This window comes from Nocardioides psychrotolerans, from assembly GCF_943371775.1.
Taxonomy (GTDB): domain Bacteria; phylum Actinomycetota; class Actinomycetes; order Propionibacteriales; family Nocardioidaceae; genus Nocardioides; species Nocardioides psychrotolerans_A.
This window is the reverse complement of sequence record NZ_CALRWD010000101.1, coordinates 1-14,652: the sequence shown is the minus strand read 5'-3', so window position 1 is coordinate 14,652 and position 14,652 is coordinate 1. Positions and strand designations below refer to the sequence as shown.

Annotated in this window: 16 protein-coding genes; 5 read left to right on the top strand and 11 right to left on the bottom strand. The window is 72.5% G+C overall.

Annotated elements, in window-relative coordinates; genetic code table 11:
• The 3 genes from AAG827_RS20360 to AAG827_RS20350 form a co-directional block, all read right to left on the bottom strand.
• On the bottom strand, positions 1–1,277 hold a 1,277-nt coding region (locus AAG827_RS20360), incomplete at its 3' end, for an APC family permease (protein ID WP_341928042.1).
• A gap of 105 nt (positions 1,278–1,382) precedes the next feature.
• The gene (locus AAG827_RS20355) at positions 1,383–2,420 is read right to left on the bottom strand and encodes a 6-phosphofructokinase (RefSeq protein WP_341928041.1); all 1,038 of its coding nucleotides are present in this window, start codon (positions 2,418–2,420) and stop codon (positions 1,383–1,385) included.
• A gap of 92 nt (positions 2,421–2,512) precedes the next feature.
• Positions 2,513–3,181, bottom strand: coding sequence for a hypothetical protein (locus AAG827_RS20350; protein ID WP_341928040.1), 669 nt, complete (start codon positions 3,179–3,181; stop codon positions 2,513–2,515).
• A gap of 63 nt (positions 3,182–3,244) precedes the next feature.
• Between AAG827_RS20350 and AAG827_RS20345 the strand changes: the two genes are divergently transcribed.
• Positions 3,245–4,063 (top strand): DUF1028 domain-containing protein, encoded by an 819-nt coding sequence (locus AAG827_RS20345; protein ID WP_341928039.1) that lies wholly within the window; start codon positions 3,245–3,247, stop codon positions 4,061–4,063.
• Positions 4,060–5,532: a glycerol kinase gene (locus tag AAG827_RS20340; RefSeq protein ID WP_341928038.1), complete on the top strand. Its 1,473-nt coding sequence runs from the start codon at positions 4,060–4,062 to the stop codon at positions 5,530–5,532. The genes AAG827_RS20345 and AAG827_RS20340 overlap by 4 nt, the downstream gene beginning before the upstream one ends.
• Before the next feature lie 4 nt (positions 5,533–5,536).
• On the opposite strand, the gene AAG827_RS20335 is transcribed toward AAG827_RS20340, so the two are convergent.
• From AAG827_RS20335 to AAG827_RS20320, 4 genes are read right to left on the bottom strand one after another with little or no spacing between them, the layout of a single operon-like run.
• A complete protein-coding gene (locus AAG827_RS20335) occupies positions 5,537–6,442 on the bottom strand; it encodes a hypothetical protein (protein ID WP_341928037.1) in 906 nt (301 codons plus the stop codon).
• Positions 6,435–6,935: a GNAT family N-acetyltransferase gene (locus AAG827_RS20330; RefSeq protein WP_341928036.1), complete on the bottom strand. Its 501-nt coding sequence runs from the start codon at positions 6,933–6,935 to the stop codon at positions 6,435–6,437. Before AAG827_RS20330 ends, AAG827_RS20335 begins: the two co-directional genes overlap by 8 nt.
• A complete protein-coding gene (locus AAG827_RS20325) occupies positions 6,932–7,780 on the bottom strand; it encodes an arylamine N-acetyltransferase (RefSeq protein ID WP_341928035.1) in 849 nt (282 codons plus the stop codon). The genes AAG827_RS20330 and AAG827_RS20325 overlap by 4 nt, the downstream gene beginning before the upstream one ends.
• A gap of 26 nt (positions 7,781–7,806) precedes the next feature.
• Positions 7,807–8,415 carry a TetR/AcrR family transcriptional regulator gene (locus tag AAG827_RS20320; protein ID WP_341928034.1) on the bottom strand — a complete coding sequence of 203 codons (609 nt, stop codon included), beginning with the start codon at positions 8,413–8,415 and terminating at the stop codon, positions 7,807–7,809.
• 81 nt (positions 8,416–8,496) lie between these two features.
• On the opposite strand from AAG827_RS20320, the gene AAG827_RS20315 reads away from it, so the two are divergent.
• Complete coding sequence (locus AAG827_RS20315) at positions 8,497–9,726, top strand: oxygenase MpaB family protein (protein ID WP_341928033.1); 1,230 nt, start codon at positions 8,497–8,499, stop codon at positions 9,724–9,726.
• A 31-nt stretch (positions 9,727–9,757) separates the two neighbouring features.
• On the opposite strand, the gene AAG827_RS20310 is transcribed toward AAG827_RS20315, so the two are convergent.
• The 4 genes from AAG827_RS20310 to AAG827_RS20295 form a co-directional block, all read right to left on the bottom strand.
• Entirely contained in the window at positions 9,758–10,429 is a 672-nt protein-coding gene (locus AAG827_RS20310; RefSeq protein WP_341928032.1) for a response regulator transcription factor, read from the bottom strand.
• 181 nt (positions 10,430–10,610) lie between these two features.
• Entirely contained in the window at positions 10,611–11,117 is a 507-nt protein-coding gene (locus AAG827_RS20305) for a flavin reductase family protein (protein WP_341928031.1), read from the bottom strand.
• A 258-nt stretch (positions 11,118–11,375) separates the two neighbouring features.
• Positions 11,376–12,530, bottom strand: a complete 1,155-nt coding sequence (locus AAG827_RS20300) for a DUF5931 domain-containing protein (protein WP_341928043.1) — start codon at positions 12,528–12,530, stop codon at positions 11,376–11,378.
• Between the two features lie 5 nt (positions 12,531–12,535).
• Positions 12,536–13,312 (bottom strand): lysophospholipid acyltransferase family protein, encoded by a 777-nt coding sequence (locus tag AAG827_RS20295; RefSeq protein ID WP_341928030.1) that lies wholly within the window; start codon positions 13,310–13,312, stop codon positions 12,536–12,538.
• A gap of 87 nt (positions 13,313–13,399) precedes the next feature.
• On the opposite strand from AAG827_RS20295, the gene AAG827_RS20290 reads away from it, so the two are divergent.
• Positions 13,400–14,170, top strand: coding sequence for an alpha/beta fold hydrolase (locus tag AAG827_RS20290; protein ID WP_341928029.1), 771 nt, complete (start codon positions 13,400–13,402; stop codon positions 14,168–14,170).
• Positions 14,171–14,179: 9 nt separating this feature from the next.
• Positions 14,180–14,599, top strand: a complete 420-nt coding sequence (locus tag AAG827_RS20285) for a hypothetical protein (protein ID WP_341928028.1) — start codon at positions 14,180–14,182, stop codon at positions 14,597–14,599.
• The last annotated feature ends 53 nt before the right edge of the window (positions 14,600–14,652 follow it).

Below are 14,652 nucleotides of genomic sequence, written 5' to 3'. Positions count from 1 at the left end.
ACCGCACCGACGTAGGGCGCCCACGTCGGCGCGGAGAAGGCACCGGAGGGCTCCCGGCGCAGCACCACGCAGGCGACGTTGACGATCGCGAAGACGCACAGGAGCAGCAGCGCGGTCGTGCCGGAGAGGGCCTTGATGACCGAGGTGTCGGCCAGGAACGTGACCGCGAAGATCAGGCCGAGGGCCAGGACGGTGGAGAAGAGGATGCCGACCCACGGCGTACGACGACCCGGCAGCACCTTGCCCAGGCTGCGGGGCAGGACGTCCTGGTGGGCGAGGCCGTAGAGCAGGCGGCTGGCCATCAGCATGTTGATCAGCGCGGTGTTGGCGACGGCGATGACGGTGAGGAAGGGGAACACGTCGTCGATCGGCAGGTTGGGCGCTCCGGTGCTGACGACGTTGAGCAGGACCTTGCCCTCGTCGGCAACGACCTGCTCGATCTCGCCCTCGGGGATCACCGCGACGACCGAGATGGAGACGAGGACGTAGAAGAGCACCGCGATCCCCAGCCCGGTCAGCATGATCCGGGGGAAGGTGCGCTCCGGGTCCTTGATCTCCTCGACCATGTTGACCGAGTCCTCGAAGCCGACCATCGCGAAGAACGCGATCGCCGTCGCGACCGTGACCGCGAGGAAGAGCCCGCGCTCGGAGCCGCTCTCGAAGACGACCATCCGGCCCAGGTCGCCGTCGCCACGGGAGATCACGACGAAGCCGATCGCGATGACGATGACCAGCGCGAGCATCTCCACGAGGGTCAGGAAGACGTTGAACTTCACGCTCTCCCCCACGCCCCGCAGGTTGATCAGCGCGAGGAGCACCATGAAGCCCATCGCCACCGCCGTGATCGCGGTGCTGCTCTCGGGGTCGATGCCGCCGACGCCGAGACCGTCGAGCCCCGCCAGGAGGTTGGTCCCGAGCAGGTTGGCGGCGGTCGAGGCGCTGGTGATGCCGGAGCAGATGACGCCGAAGGCCACCAGGAAGGTGACGAAGTGGATGCCGAAGGCCTTGTGCGTGTAGAGCGCCGCACCCGCCGCCTGGGGGAACTTCGTGACCAGCTCGAGGTAGGACAGCGCGGTCAGCGTGGCCACGGCGAAGGCCACGAGGAACGGCACCCACACGATGCCGCCCACCTCGAGGGCCATCTCCCCGGTGACGGCGTAGATGCCCGCGCCCAGGATGTCCCCGACGATGAAGAGCAGCAGGAGCTTGGGGCCCATCACCCGCTGGAGGTCGGGCTCGGGCCCGTTGACGTCGACGTCGGTGCTGCTGGCGGTCATCGCGGGCTCCTGCGGAGGAGGGGACAGTGCTCCAACCCAATACCCAGAAGGCCGGTTTGGCCACCAGGCGCCCCGGCGTTGCGCCCGCTGGGCGCCCGCGTGCCGTCAGCCGAAGAAGACCTGCGCCTCGGCGTACTCTTCGGGACTGACGAGCTTGAGCTCGGCGGTGCCCTCGGCCAGCGGCACCCGGATGATCTTGGTGCCGCGCAGCGCCATCATCGTGCCCCAGTCGCCGTCCGCGACGGCGTCGACGGCCTGGAGGCCGAAGCGGGTGGCCAGCCAGCGGTCGAACGCCGTGGGCGTGCCGCCGCGCTGCACGTGGCCGAGGACGACCGCGCGGGCCTCCTTGCCGGTGCGGTGCTCGATCTCGCTGGCGAGCCGGTCGCCGATGCCACCGAGGCGCACGTGGCCGAAGGCGTCCTTCTCCCCCGACACCAGGGTCATGCCGTGCTCGCCGTCGGACTCCTGCGGCACGGCTCCCTCGGACACGACGATGATCGGGGCGTACTTGGTCTTGAAGCGGGTCTCCACGTGCTCGCAGAGCGCCTCGATGTCGAAGGGCTGCTCGGGGATCAGCACGGCGCTGGCGCCGCCCGCGATGCCCGCGTGCAGCGCGATCCAGCCGGCGTGGCGGCCCATGACCTCGACGACCAGCACCCGGTGGTGCGACTCGGCCGTGGTGTGGAGCCGGTCGATGGCCTCGGTCGCGATGTTGACCGCGGTGTCGAAGCCGAAGGTGAAGTCGGTGCCCGAGAGGTCGTTGTCGATGGTCTTGGGCACGCCCACCACGTGCACGCCGAGGTCGGCGAGCTTGGTCGCGACGCCGAGGGTGTCCTCGCCGCCGATCGCGATGAGGGCGTCGACGCCGTCGCTCGCGAGGTTGTCCTTGATGCGCTCGACGCCGCCCTCGATCTTGAAGGGGTTGGTGCGCGAGGAGCCGAGGATCGTGCCGCCACGGGGCAGGATGCCGCGGCACTCCTGGATGCCCAGCTGCATCGTCTCGCCCTCGAGCGGTCCCTTCCAGCCGTCGCGGTAGCCGACGAACTCGAATCCGTGGGTGCTGACGCCCTTGCGGACCACGGCCCGGATGACGGCGTTGAGGCCGGGGCAGTCCCCGCCTCCGGTGAGCACTCCGACGCGCATGGGACCTCCTGGATGAGCCGGTCGACGAGACCGACGGCGGGCGGGACTTGGATCGTTCACAGGGAGCTCGCCCACCCTAGCCAGGTTTGGGTTCAGGTGGCGAGGGTCACCACGAGCCAGTCGAAGCCGACACCGACGGCCACGCCCAGCAGCGCGCAGCCGACCAGCGGCAGCCAGCCGCCGACCACGGTGCGGTCGGTCGGCAGGGTCTCGCTGCGCCACCGGGGGTCCTCGGTGATGGCCGCGAGCTGCGACTGGCCGACCCGCGGGTCGAGCACGGCGACCTCGGGGTCGTCGGGGTGCAGCAGCACCGCGACCGGTGCCTTGCGGGCGTGGAGCGCCAGCATCGCCGGCACCAGGGCCGCCACGCGTCGGGCACCACCCTCGGCGAGCACGGTGATCGCGAGGACCGCCGACGGCCCCTCGATCGGCCCGGCCGTCCCGACCAGGAACGACGGGGAACGCCGCGCCAGCTTGCGTCGTACGACGAGCCCCGGCGCCGGCACGCCGGCGACGCGCCCCGCCACGAGGGCGGCCGCGCCCTCCTCGAGCGCGGCCCTGAAGCGTCGGTCGGCGCGCCTGTTCCACACGACCACACCGATCGCCCAGCCGATCGTCACGAGGATGCCGAGGCCGACGAGCGATCCGAAGACGACCCAGTGCTCCCCGTCGACCGCGAGCACCGAGCCGAACAGGAGGGCGGGTCCGAGCAGCTGGGCGAAGAGCATGATCCGGGTCTGGCGCGCGAGGTCGTTGAGCACGACTGGAGCCTGCCCCGTGGTGATGACCCCAACCGCGCAGGCCGGGTCGATAGTCTCCGGCGCATGACCTTCTCGATCGTTGCCCGCTCCGCCGACACCGAGTCCTGGGGGGTCGCCGTGGCCTCGAAGTTCCTCGCCGTCGGTGCCGTCGTCCCCGCCGCCGTCGCCCAGGTCGGTGCCATCGCCACGCAGGCCGACGCCAACGTCGCCTACAAGGGCCTCGCGCTCGCCCACCTCGACGAGGGCGCGACCGCGTCCGTGGCGCTCCAGCGGCTGCTCGAGGAGGACGAGGGTCGTGACGAGCGCCAGGTCGGCATCGTCGACCTCGACGGCAACGCGGCGTCCCACACCGGCCACGCCTGCATCGAGTGGGCCGGCGGGGTGACGGGCGAGGGCTACGCCATCCAGGGCAACTGCCTGGCAGGCTCCGAGGTCGTGGAGGAGATGGAGCGGGCCTGGCTCGCCTCCGACCCGGAGTCCCCGCTGGCCCAGCGCCTGCTCGCCGCGCTCGCGGCCGGCGACGCCGCGGGAGGCGACAAGCGCGGGCGGCAGTCGGCCGCGCTGCTCGTCGTGCGTGACGAGGCCGGCTACGGCGGCGGTGACGACATCGACACCGACCTGCGCGTCGACGACCACGTCGCACCCATCGAGGAGCTGACGCGGTTGCTCGACCTCAACGTGCTCTACCTGACCGCCTCGACGCCCGACGAGCAGGTCGCGGTCACCCCCGAGCTCGAGGCCGAGCTCGAGGCCTTCGCGCAGGCGCAGGGCCACCCCGACTTCCACACCTGGGTCGGCACGGAGAACTACGAGATGCGGGTGTCCCCGCAGCTGGAGTGGATCGACCGGCGGGTGCTGGCCATCGTGCGAGGCGATCGGTGAGCATCCTCGCCATCGACGCCGGCACCACCGGCGTCACCGCCGTCGTCGTCACGCCCGACGGACGGATCGCGGCGAAGGGCTACCAGGAGTTCGCCCAGCACTTCCCCCAACCGGGCTGGGTCGAGCACGCGCCCGAGGAGATCTGGCAGGCGACGCTGGAGGCGTGCCGGGTCGCCCTGGGGCAGGTCGACCGGGCCGAGCTCCGGGGCATCGGGATCACCAACCAGCGCGAGACGATCGTGCTGTGGGACCGCGAGACCCTCGGGTCTCCCCGTCGGGCGATCGTGTGGCAGGACCGTCGTACGGCGGACATCTGCGCGCGGCTGCGCGACGCCGGGCACGAGCCGCGCGTGGCGGAGCTGACCGGGCTGCGGCTGGACCCCTACTTCTCCGGCACCAAGCTGATGTGGCTGGCCGAGCACGAGCCGCACACGTGGGCGCTGGTGGAGTCGGGGCGCTATGCCGTGGGCACGGTCGACTCCTACCTCATCGCCCGCATGACCCGCGGCCTCGAGCACGTCACCGACGTCTCCAACGCGAGCCGCACGCTGCTCCTCGACCTCACCACCGGCGACTGGTCCGACGAGCTCTGCTCGCTGCTCGGTGTGCCCCGTGACGCGCTGCCGGAGCTGGTGCCCAGCTGGGGCGAGCTCGCGGTCACCGACGCCCGGTCGTTCCTCGACCTGTCGTTGCCGATCGCGGGCATCGCCGGTGACCAGCAGTCGGCGCTCTTCGGGCAGACCTGCTTCGACGCGGGCGACTCCAAGTGCACCTACGGCACCGGGTCCTTCATCCTCACCAACACCGGCTCCACGCTGTGCCGCTCCGACGCCGGGCTCCTGTCGACCGCTGCGTGGCGCTCCCCGTCGGGCGAGCTGACCTATGCGGTCGAGGGCTCGATCTTCGTGACCGGCGCGGCCGTGCAGTGGCTGCGCGACGGACTGCAGATCGTCGGCTCGGCGGCGGAGACCGCAGCGATCGCGGCGACGGTGGCGGACTCCGAGGGCGTGGTCTTCGTGCCGGCGCTGACCGGTCTCGGCGCTCCTGACTGGGACCCGCACGCTCGCGGCATGGTCATCGGCATCACCCGGGGCACGACCCGCGCCCACCTCGTGCGGGCCACCCTGGACGCGATCGCCTTCGAGGTGCGCGACGTCCTCGACACCATGCCGGGTCTGAGGTCGCTCCGGGTGGACGGCGGCGCCTCGGCCAACGACCTGCTCTGCCAGCTGCAGGCCGACCAGGTCGGCGTGCCGGTCGAGCGGCCCCGGCTGGTCGAGACCACGGCGCTGGGCGCGGCCTTCCTCGCCGGGCTCGGCACCGGCGTCTGGGACTCCACCGACGACCTGCGCCAGACCTGGCAGCTCGACCGGCGCTTCGAGCCGTCCGAGGACCGCGCCGCCGCCGACCGGGCCCACGGCCGCTGGCGCGCGGCCGTCGAGCGGTCGAAGGGCTGGGCGACCGTCTGACGCCTCAGGGGCTGCGGCGCTCCAGCTCGGCCGCAGCGGCGTCGCGGGTCGCCGTGGCCTCCTCGAGCTCGGCGTAGGCCTCGGTGCGCGCCTCCTCGGCGTCGCCGAGCTCGTCGTCGACCTCGTCAGCCGATGCCTCGAGGTCGGCCAGGCGCCGCTTGAGCTCGTCGATCTCGGCCTGGAGCTGCATGGAGCGCGCCTCCAGCTCCGACTGGGCCGAGACCGTCTCCTCGTAGGCCGAGCGCGCCGTCCGCACCTCGTCCTCCGCCTCGTCCAGGGCCTCCTGGGCGGCGGCGCGGGCCTTCTCCTCGGCCTCGGGATCGGGTACGACGTGCAGGTCGGGCCGCGCGCCGGCGGCGGGAGCGTCGGGGTCGGGCGACGCGACGGGGCTGGCCTCGAAGCCGAGCGCACCCGGCAGGGCGACCGCGCCGCCGAGGTCGACCTCGTCGACACCGGTGGTGGTGATCGCGGTGACGAGGAGCCCGCTGCGGACCGCCTGGGAGCAGCGCTCGTCGAGCATCGCGGCCGTGAGCGTGGCCTCGACCTGGTCGGCCACGGCCTGGGTCACCTTGACCCCCGCCTCGGACGCGAGCGACCGCGCCTGCTGCGTGACCGCGGCGGTGACCTGACGACGCTGGCGGGTCAGCGCGCGCAGCTGCTCCCCGGACATGGCCGCGGCGGCCTCGCGCAGGGCGGCGCCCACGGTGAGGACCTGGTCGACCTGGTCGGGGTCGCGGCGCACCAGCAGGTTGACGACCCACGCGGCGAGCGACGGCTTCTTGAGCGTCTTGACCGCCGTGCCGAGGTCGGAGCCCTTGAGCTGCTTGGCCCGTGCGTCGCGCGCCGGCGTGAACTCCGCCAGCGTCAGCGCATAGAGCTCGTCGGCGACCGCGAGCAGCTCCTCAGACATCGGCCGATCCTCGCAGGACCAGCTCGCGCTCGACCGGGTAGGGCGTCCACTCCGAGCGCTGCTCGACACCGGTCGGCTCCCAGCCGAGGTGGAGGTAGAGCCCCAGCGCCCGGTCGTTGGCCGCGAGGCACCACAGTCGCGGCTGCTGCCCGCCGGCCCTGATCCGGCCCGCCGCCCGCTCCACGGCGACGCGCGCCAGGCCGGTCCCCCAACGTCGCGGGTGGACGGCGAGGTGTCGCAGCGTGGTCGCGTCGTGAGCGACGAAGACGTCGAGGCCCTCGCCGCCGTCACCCCCGTCACCCCCGGGTCCGTCGACCACCTCGACGACCACGCCCGGCTCGGCCAGCACCTGCTGCCACCGGGCCAGGACGGCGTCGTCGGGGAACGGGAAGTCCGCTGCCGGGAAGACGTGCGCCAGCCCCACCAGGTTGGCCTCGCGCTCGAGGTCGCGCAGGGCGGCCGCGTCGTCGGCCCGCGCGGGACGGAAGGTCACGGTCGCCCCGCCGCCACCCACTGCTCGTGGCCGGCCAGCGTCCGGTCGAAGAGCGCCCGCAGGTCGGTCTCCTCCACCCCGGCCAGCGACAGCCCGAGGCCGACGAGCGCGCGGCGCCACTCGTCGTACGACGTGAGGTCGGTGGTGCGGCGTCCCTTGCCGTCGACGCGTCCCCGGACGCAGCCGCGCAGGGTGTCGACGCCGAGGGCGTCACGCCGCTGGACCACCAGGATCCGCGAGAAGACGCCGTCGGGGGCCGTGGAGAGCGTGGCGTGCGAGTAGAGGACGGTCATCGGGTCGGTGGGGGCGTCCGTCACCTCGAGGCCGGTGAACGTGCCGGTCGGGTCGTTGCGGAAGGACCAGCCGTCCTCGGTGACCTCGGTGATCGCGAAGCGGAGCGGGCCGTCGACGAACTCGCCGGCGACCAGAGGGAGCGGCTCGAGGAAGCCCTCGCCCAGCCCGACGTCGGGCCACCAGCGGCCGTCGGGGTTGTCGTCGGTGGGCAGCCCGGAGACGACCAGCACCAGGTGGTTGAGGAAGGGGTCGGCGCGCTGCTCGGGGGTGACCCAGACATGGCCGTGGCGCCGCTCGACGGCGAAGCCGAGGTCGCGCAGCACCAGCTCGAGCACGGCGTTCTGGTGGAAGCAGTAGCCCGCCCGGCCGACCTCGCCGACGCGCGTGAGGCTCGACTCAGGGTCCACCGACGGGGGCCGGCCGAGCATGATCTGGAGGTTCTCGTAGGGGATCTGCTCCACGTGGCGCCGGTGCACCAGCCGCAGCGACTCCAGGGTCGGCGGGAGGGGCTCCTCGATGCCCAGGTGCGCGAGGTAGGCGCGGATCGACACGCGCCGAGCATAGATCGCGCCGCCGGTCAGCCGGCCCGGAGCCCGGCGGTGATCATCGCGGCGGTGATGTCGACGACCTCGTCGCGGTCGACGCCGTCGGGTCGCATCAGGGCGACGCGCAGGCAGGTCGAGACGAGGACGCCCATGGTCATGAAGACCACCGCCTCCATCCGCGCAGGAGACAGGTGGGGCAGGTGGCGACGTGGCAGGACCGACGCGAGCTGGAAGAGACGGGACTCGACCTCCGGGAGGATGTTGGCGTTGCTGCCGGCCGGCATCGCGTTGACCATCGCGAGGATCACCGCGCGGTGCCGCTCGAAGGCGTCGACCAGGGTCAGGACGATCTCGCGCACGCCGCCGTCGAGGTCGTGGTCGAGCGCCCGGACGACCCCGGCCATCAGGTCCGTCGAGATCGCCTCGACGGCCTCGTCGCGCAGCACCCCGAGGATCTCGGCCCGGTCGTTGAAGTAGCGGTAGAACGTCCCGCTGCTCACGTGCGCCCGCTCCACGATGGCGGTCGTCGTCAACCGCTCCGCCCCATCGGTCGCCAGAAGGTGAAGGGTCGCGTCGAGCAGGTCGCGTCGCATCTGCACCGCCCGGGCCTGCGAGGGGCGGATCCGCTGCTTCTGAGCCACTCCTGGGCCTCCTGGCGTCGCTGCTCGGTCGGTCGCAGAAGTGAATGGAAGGTGAGGGCTTCTCACTTCTAGGCTCGCAGCATGGCAGCGATCCCCACCCGACGACAGCCCCCGACGAGCGTGCGGCACCTCGCGGAGGCCGAGGCACGCCATGGTGGCTTCGCCACGGCGTACGTCGACGGCATGTGGCGCGGCGACGACCTCGCCGACGCGTTCGTCGCCGACCTCGCGGCGCTCGGCCACGGACGCGGGATGCGGCTGCTGCGCCAGGCCTGCCGCGAGGGCATCGACGCCGTCCCGGACGCTCCGAACTCCTTGCGCGCACTCTTCGCCCAGCTCGACGAGGTGCCGGCGTGGGTCGACCTGGCCGCCATCGACCGCGACAGCGCCCACATCGGGCGCTACACGCGCCAGTCGGGCATCGTGCTCGGCGCCGCGTCGCTGGTCAGCGGCTATGCCAACGCGGCGGCGTCGCGACCGCTGGCGATGACGGGCCGCTACGTGGAGAGCGCCGGCGCACGCACGATCGAGGTCAGCTCGTGGTTGGTGGAGGTCAGCCGCGGCGGCGGGCTCGAGCGCTTCTCCCCCGGCTTCGAGCTGACCGTGCGGGTCCGGGTCATCCACGCGCTCGTCCGGGCGGCGCTGCGCGACGACCCGGCGTGGGACCTCCCGTCCTGGGGCGTGCCGATCTGCCAGTCCTACCTCGCCTACACGCTCGTGGAGTTCGCCCTGATCCCGCTGCGCGGGCTGCGCACCATCGGCGCGCCCTACCTCCCCCACGAGGAGGCCGCCGCCTACGCCCGCTGGCGCTACCTCGGGCACCTGCTCGGCATCGAGGAGGCCCTCCTGCCCACCGACCGAGCCGAGCAGGAGCGGCTGGAGGAGATCTACCTGCTGACCAGGCCGCCCGTCGACGACTTCTGCCGCGACCTGGTCGCGAGCATCAACCGGGAGTTCCTGGTCGCCGAGATCGAGGAGCTGCTGCCGGCGCGACCGTCCCGGCTGCGCGCGATCGCACCCCCGGTGGTGCACGCGCTGGAGCGGCTCTTCCTCGGCGACGGGCTGGCCGACGAGCTCGGCATCCCGGCCGCTCCCCGCACGCTGCGGCTGCTCGAGCGGACCGGACCGGTGCTGGCCCGGCTCAACAGCGGCCTCGACCGGGTGGGCCCCCTGCTGGGTCCGCGTGCCCGGGCCGGTGAGCGTTACCGGGTCAAGCAGGACGCCCGGCTGCGTGGGAGGTACGGCGTGCAGCACGACCTCGTCGACGCCTCACCCTCCGGCGGGGTCCCGCACCCGGCGCGGGGCGACTGAGACCTGGTCGGCGTCACTCGGCGTTACTCGGTCACTCGTCGTCGTCCAGGCCCTGCTCGATCGCCCACCGGGTCAGCTCGACCCGGTTGTGCATCTGGAGCTTGCGCAGGGTGTTCTGCACGTGGTTCTGCACGGTGCGGTGGGAGAGGACGAGCCGCTCGGCGATCTGCTTGTAGGACATGCCCTTCGCGACCATCTTGAGCACCTCGGTCTCGCGCTCGGTCAGCTGCGGTTGGTCGACCTCGTGGGTCGATGGGTCCGACAGCCGCCTGAACTCCCCGAGCACCAGGCCGGCCAGGCCCGGCGTGAAGACGGTGTCGCCGCGCGCCACCCGTCGTACGGCGTCGACGAGCTCGTCACGCGACGCCGACTTGACCAGGTAGCCGGTCGCCCCCGCCTTCACCGCCTCCAGCACGTCGGTCTGCTCACCCGAGGCCGACAGGATCAGCACCCGCGCCGACGGGTCGTGGCGCAGCACCTCGGCCGTGACCTCGACGCCGTTGGGAGCCGGGATCTGCAGGTCGAGCACCACCACCTGCGGCCGGGCCGCGGGGAACCGCGCGACCGCCTCGGACCCGTTGGCCGCCACCGCGACCACCTCGAAGCCGGCCGCCTGCAGGTCGCGCTCGACCGCGTCGCGCCACATCGGGTGGTCGTCGACGACCATCACGCGGATCGGCTGCGGGTCGGTGTCCGAGTCCATGGCTGGACCCTAGACGAGTCCGGGCTCTCCGCGGTCGATCGCTTCCCTCGTTGGTCGAGCCGGCCGAGCCCCCTGGCGAGCCCGCGTCGAGACCTCCCCTCGCTGGTCGAGCCGGCCGAGCCCCCGGGCGAGGCCGCGTCGAGACCCAGTGAGCCGAGAAGCAGCCTCGGGGACGTCGCGATCAATCCAGCCGGAGGAAGCGACCCCGCCGGTGCAGCAGCGGCGCGTCCTCGTCACCGACCTCGATCTCGTCGACCCGGCAGGTGACCTCGACGGACCAGCCGACCTCACGCGACTCGACGAGCGTGCACCCGGCCCAGGCGGTGGCGGAGGTCAGGCGAGGCCCCCACGAGGTCTGCTCGAAGTCCCCCATCCGGAAGGGGCCCCCGGGCGCCGGCGCGGTCCCGGCGAACGCCTCTGCGAGGTCGCGGTCGGGCCAGGAGAGCAGCTGCACGACGCAGCGCTCCGTCTCGAGCAGCCGCTCGGCCAGGTCGGAGTCGGGGTCGAGCAGGGCCAGCACATGGGCGGGCTCGCCGTGCGCGAGCATCAACGAGGTGACGGTCAGACCCTCACGCCCCCGCCCCTCACCCGAGGTCCACAGGCTCACCGCACCACCGAGCCGCCCCCGGAGGCGGCGCACCGGGTCGGGCTCGGCGTCGGCGAAGGGGTGCGTGCTGTGGATGGTCACGCCCCGAGCCTAGGGACCACCTCGCGACCGCGCTCACCACGAGCCGGCGCTGGCGCTGGCGCAGCAGGAGCGGTGGTCGGGTCGTGTGCCGCAGGCAGCGCCCGGCCGCGGTCGGCGGCACAGGACTCCCCCACGACCACCGCGAGCCAGCCCCCAGTGCCCGGCCTCCACCCGGTCTCCTCAGTCAGCTCGCCAGCGGCAGCGGCAGCGGCAACGCTGGAGCAGCAGGTTGCCACCGGGCTCAGCGACGAGCGGCGCTCACCGCTGGCCCAGGGGTACGACGAGCTCCCACTCGGTGCCGAACGAGCCGGTCGAGAGCTCGGCGGTCCCACCCAGGTCGGTGACGCGGCCGCAGATCGACTCGCTCACCCCGAGCCGCCCCTCGGCGGCCGCGGCCTCGAGCCGTCCCGCGGGGATGCCGGGACCCTCGTCGCGCACGGACAGCTCGACCCGGTCGGGGAAGGCCTCGAGCAGCACCCATGCGGGGGCGGAGGGACCCACATGGACGGCCACGTTGTCGAGGCAGGCCGACACGACCGCCACGACCTCGCGCACGACCGCCGCCGGCAGCTCGACGACGGTCCCGGGGGTGGCGATGCTGACGTGCGGTCGCGCGCCCAGCTCCCCGAGCGCCGCCGAGAGGTCGGCGACGGCGTCTGTCGCCTCGACCGACCAGGAAGAGGAAGGGGAAGACGACACCGCGTCCTGCGAGCGGATCAGCGTGCGCAGCACCTGCTCCTGCTCGCCGGCCAACCGGCCCAGGTCGGCGGCCTCGCCCCCGAGCTCGGCGCCGCGGCGCTGCACCAGCGCGAGGACCTGGAGGACGCCGTCGTGCACCGCCCGCGCCAGACGGGCCCGCTCGGCGTCGGCCAGCGCCGCGCGCTGCGCCTCGTCGCGCTCCCGGGCCATCAGCTGGAGCGACTCGCACATGAAGCCCACGATCGGTCCGGCGATGAGCAGCAGGAACGTGTTGCCGTAGTTGCCCTGGGTGACCTCGTCGCGCACCAGCAGGTCGGTGCCGGCCACCAGGACGGAGGCGACCAGCCCGCCGCGCCAGTGGAAGCGGATCGCCCAGGCCAGCAGGGCGCACATCACCCAGAAGCCGGGGACCGTGGCGTTGAAGCTCTCGCCCTTGACGATCGGCGACGCGACGAGCAGGGCCAGCGTCACGAGCAGGTCGAGGCCGAGGAACCACGGACGACGTCGCGCCGGATCGGCGTACGTGACGAGGGCAGCACCCGTCCACAGCACCATGACGAGCACGCACAGCACGCCGGCGAGGGGGCGCTCGAAGTTGTCGGCGCGGTAGGCGTTGAGGCCGATCGCGTTGACCAGCAGGACGACGCGCAGGATGCCCAGCGCCCGGAAGAGCCGGTCCTCGACGTCGAGGGCCGGACGCGACCAGAGCCGCAGCTGGGTCAGGACGCCTTCTTCTGCTCGTCGCCGTTCGGGTCGCGCGGCGTGATGGACTCGGCCTTGGCCCTGGCCTCCGCCTCGAGCCGCTTGGACTCCTCCTTGGCGCGCCCCGCATACATGTCGACGTACTCCTGGCCGGAGAGGCGCATGATCTCGTACATGATCTCGTCGGTGATGGAACGCAGGATGTAGCGGTCGTTCTCCATCCCGGCGTAGCGGGAGAAGTCGAGCGGCTTGCCGAAGCGTACGACGGGTCGCGTGAAGGTGCCGAAGGTCTTGCCCGGGGGCGCCACGACGTCGGTGCCGACGACCGCGACCGGGATGACCGGCACCCCGGTCTCGAGCGCGAGGCGGGCCACGCCGGTCTTGCCGCGGTAGAGCTTGCCGTCGTGCGAGCGGGTGCCCTCGGGGTAGATGCCGAAGAGGTCACCCTCGCCCAGGATCCGCTTGGCCGAGGACAGCGCACCCTCGGCGGCCGAGCCGCTGGAGCGGTCGATGGGCACCTGGCCGGCGCCGGAGAAGAACTGCTTCTGGAACCAGCCCTTGATGCCGGGGGTGGTGAAGTACTCCGCCTTGGCCACGAAGGTCACGCGCCGCGCCAGCGTGAGCGGCATGAAGAGCCAGTCGGCGTAGGAGAGGTGGTTGCTCGCCAGGATCGCCGGCCCCTCCTCGGGGACGTGCTGGGAGCCCTCGACCTGGGGACGGAAGACCACGCGCAGGAGGGGGCCCAGAGCCACCCACTTGAGGAACCAGTAGAACAACGAAGCGCCTTTCCCCATCGCCGACCCGTGAGTCGTCCTGACCTTTCGAACCTTAGTGCCTGAGGGCCCTCTCACCTACCACCGTGGTGGGGCACAATCACCGCCATGACCCTGCACCCCCTCGCCTCGCCCCTGACCATCGAGGCGCGTCCGGAGCTCACGGGCGGACGCCGCATCGGCGTCCTGCTCAGCCACGGCTTCACCGGCCAGCCCGCCTCCATGAAGCCCTGGGGCGAGCACCTCGGCTCCCTCGGCTACGGCGTGTCCGTCCCGCGGCTGCCGGGTCACGGCACCACGTGGCAGGAGCTCAACACGATGACCTGGGACGACTGGTACGGCGAGCTCACCCGGGCCTTCGACGCCCTCTGCCTCGAGCACGACGCGGTCGTCGTGGGCGGTCTCTCGATGGGCGGCGCGCTGGTCCTGAGGCTGGCCGCCGACCACGCCGACCGGATCTCCGGCGTCGTGGTGGTCAACCCCGCGGTCGCCAGCAAGAGGCTCGACGTCAAGCTGCTCCCGGTGCTCAAGCACCTGGTCCCGTCGTTCCCCGGCCTGGCCAACGACATCAAGAAGCCGGGCATGGACGAGCACGGCTACTCCCGCACCCCGCTCAAGGCGATCCACTCGCTCATGAAGGCGTGGCCGCCCCTGGTCGCCGACCTGCCCAAGGTGACCGCGCCCCTGCTCTACCTGCGCTCCACCGAGGACCACGTCGTCGACGAGGCGTCGCAGCCCCTGATCACCAGCAAGGTGTCCTCGCGCGACGTCACCGTGGTGCCGCTGACCGAGAGCTACCACGTCGCGACGCTCGACAACGACGCCCAGCAGATCTTCGACCTGTCCGCCGCCTTCATCGCCCGCACCACCTCGGCGTAACCTCGAGTCGTGCAGCGCGACAACGAGGACGACGCCTGGCGCGCGATCGTCGAGAACTTCGGCGAGCGCGCTGACCCCGACCCCGACCCCCCGTCGGCCGGGCGGGACGAGCCTCTCCCGGACGCGCCGTCTCCGGCGGGTCCGGCACCCTCCTGGGATGAGGCGTACGTCGACTCCGACTGGAGCACCGACCGCTTCGTGCCGCCCCCGCCCCCGCCGGTGCCGAGCACCAGCAAGGACCGGATGGCGGCCTGGATCGGCATCTTCGGCTCCCCCGCCGTGCTGCTGGTCTGCCTGGTCCTCGCCATCGACCTGCCGCAGCTGGTCGCCTACGCCCTCGTGGCGGCGTTCGTCGGCGGCTTCCTCTACCTCGTCTTCCAGATGCCCCGCGGCCCGCGCGACCCCGACGACGACGGCGCCCGCATCTGAGCCTCGCAGTCTGGCCGGAAAGTGCGGGACGTTTTCGACGTCTGAAGACCCTC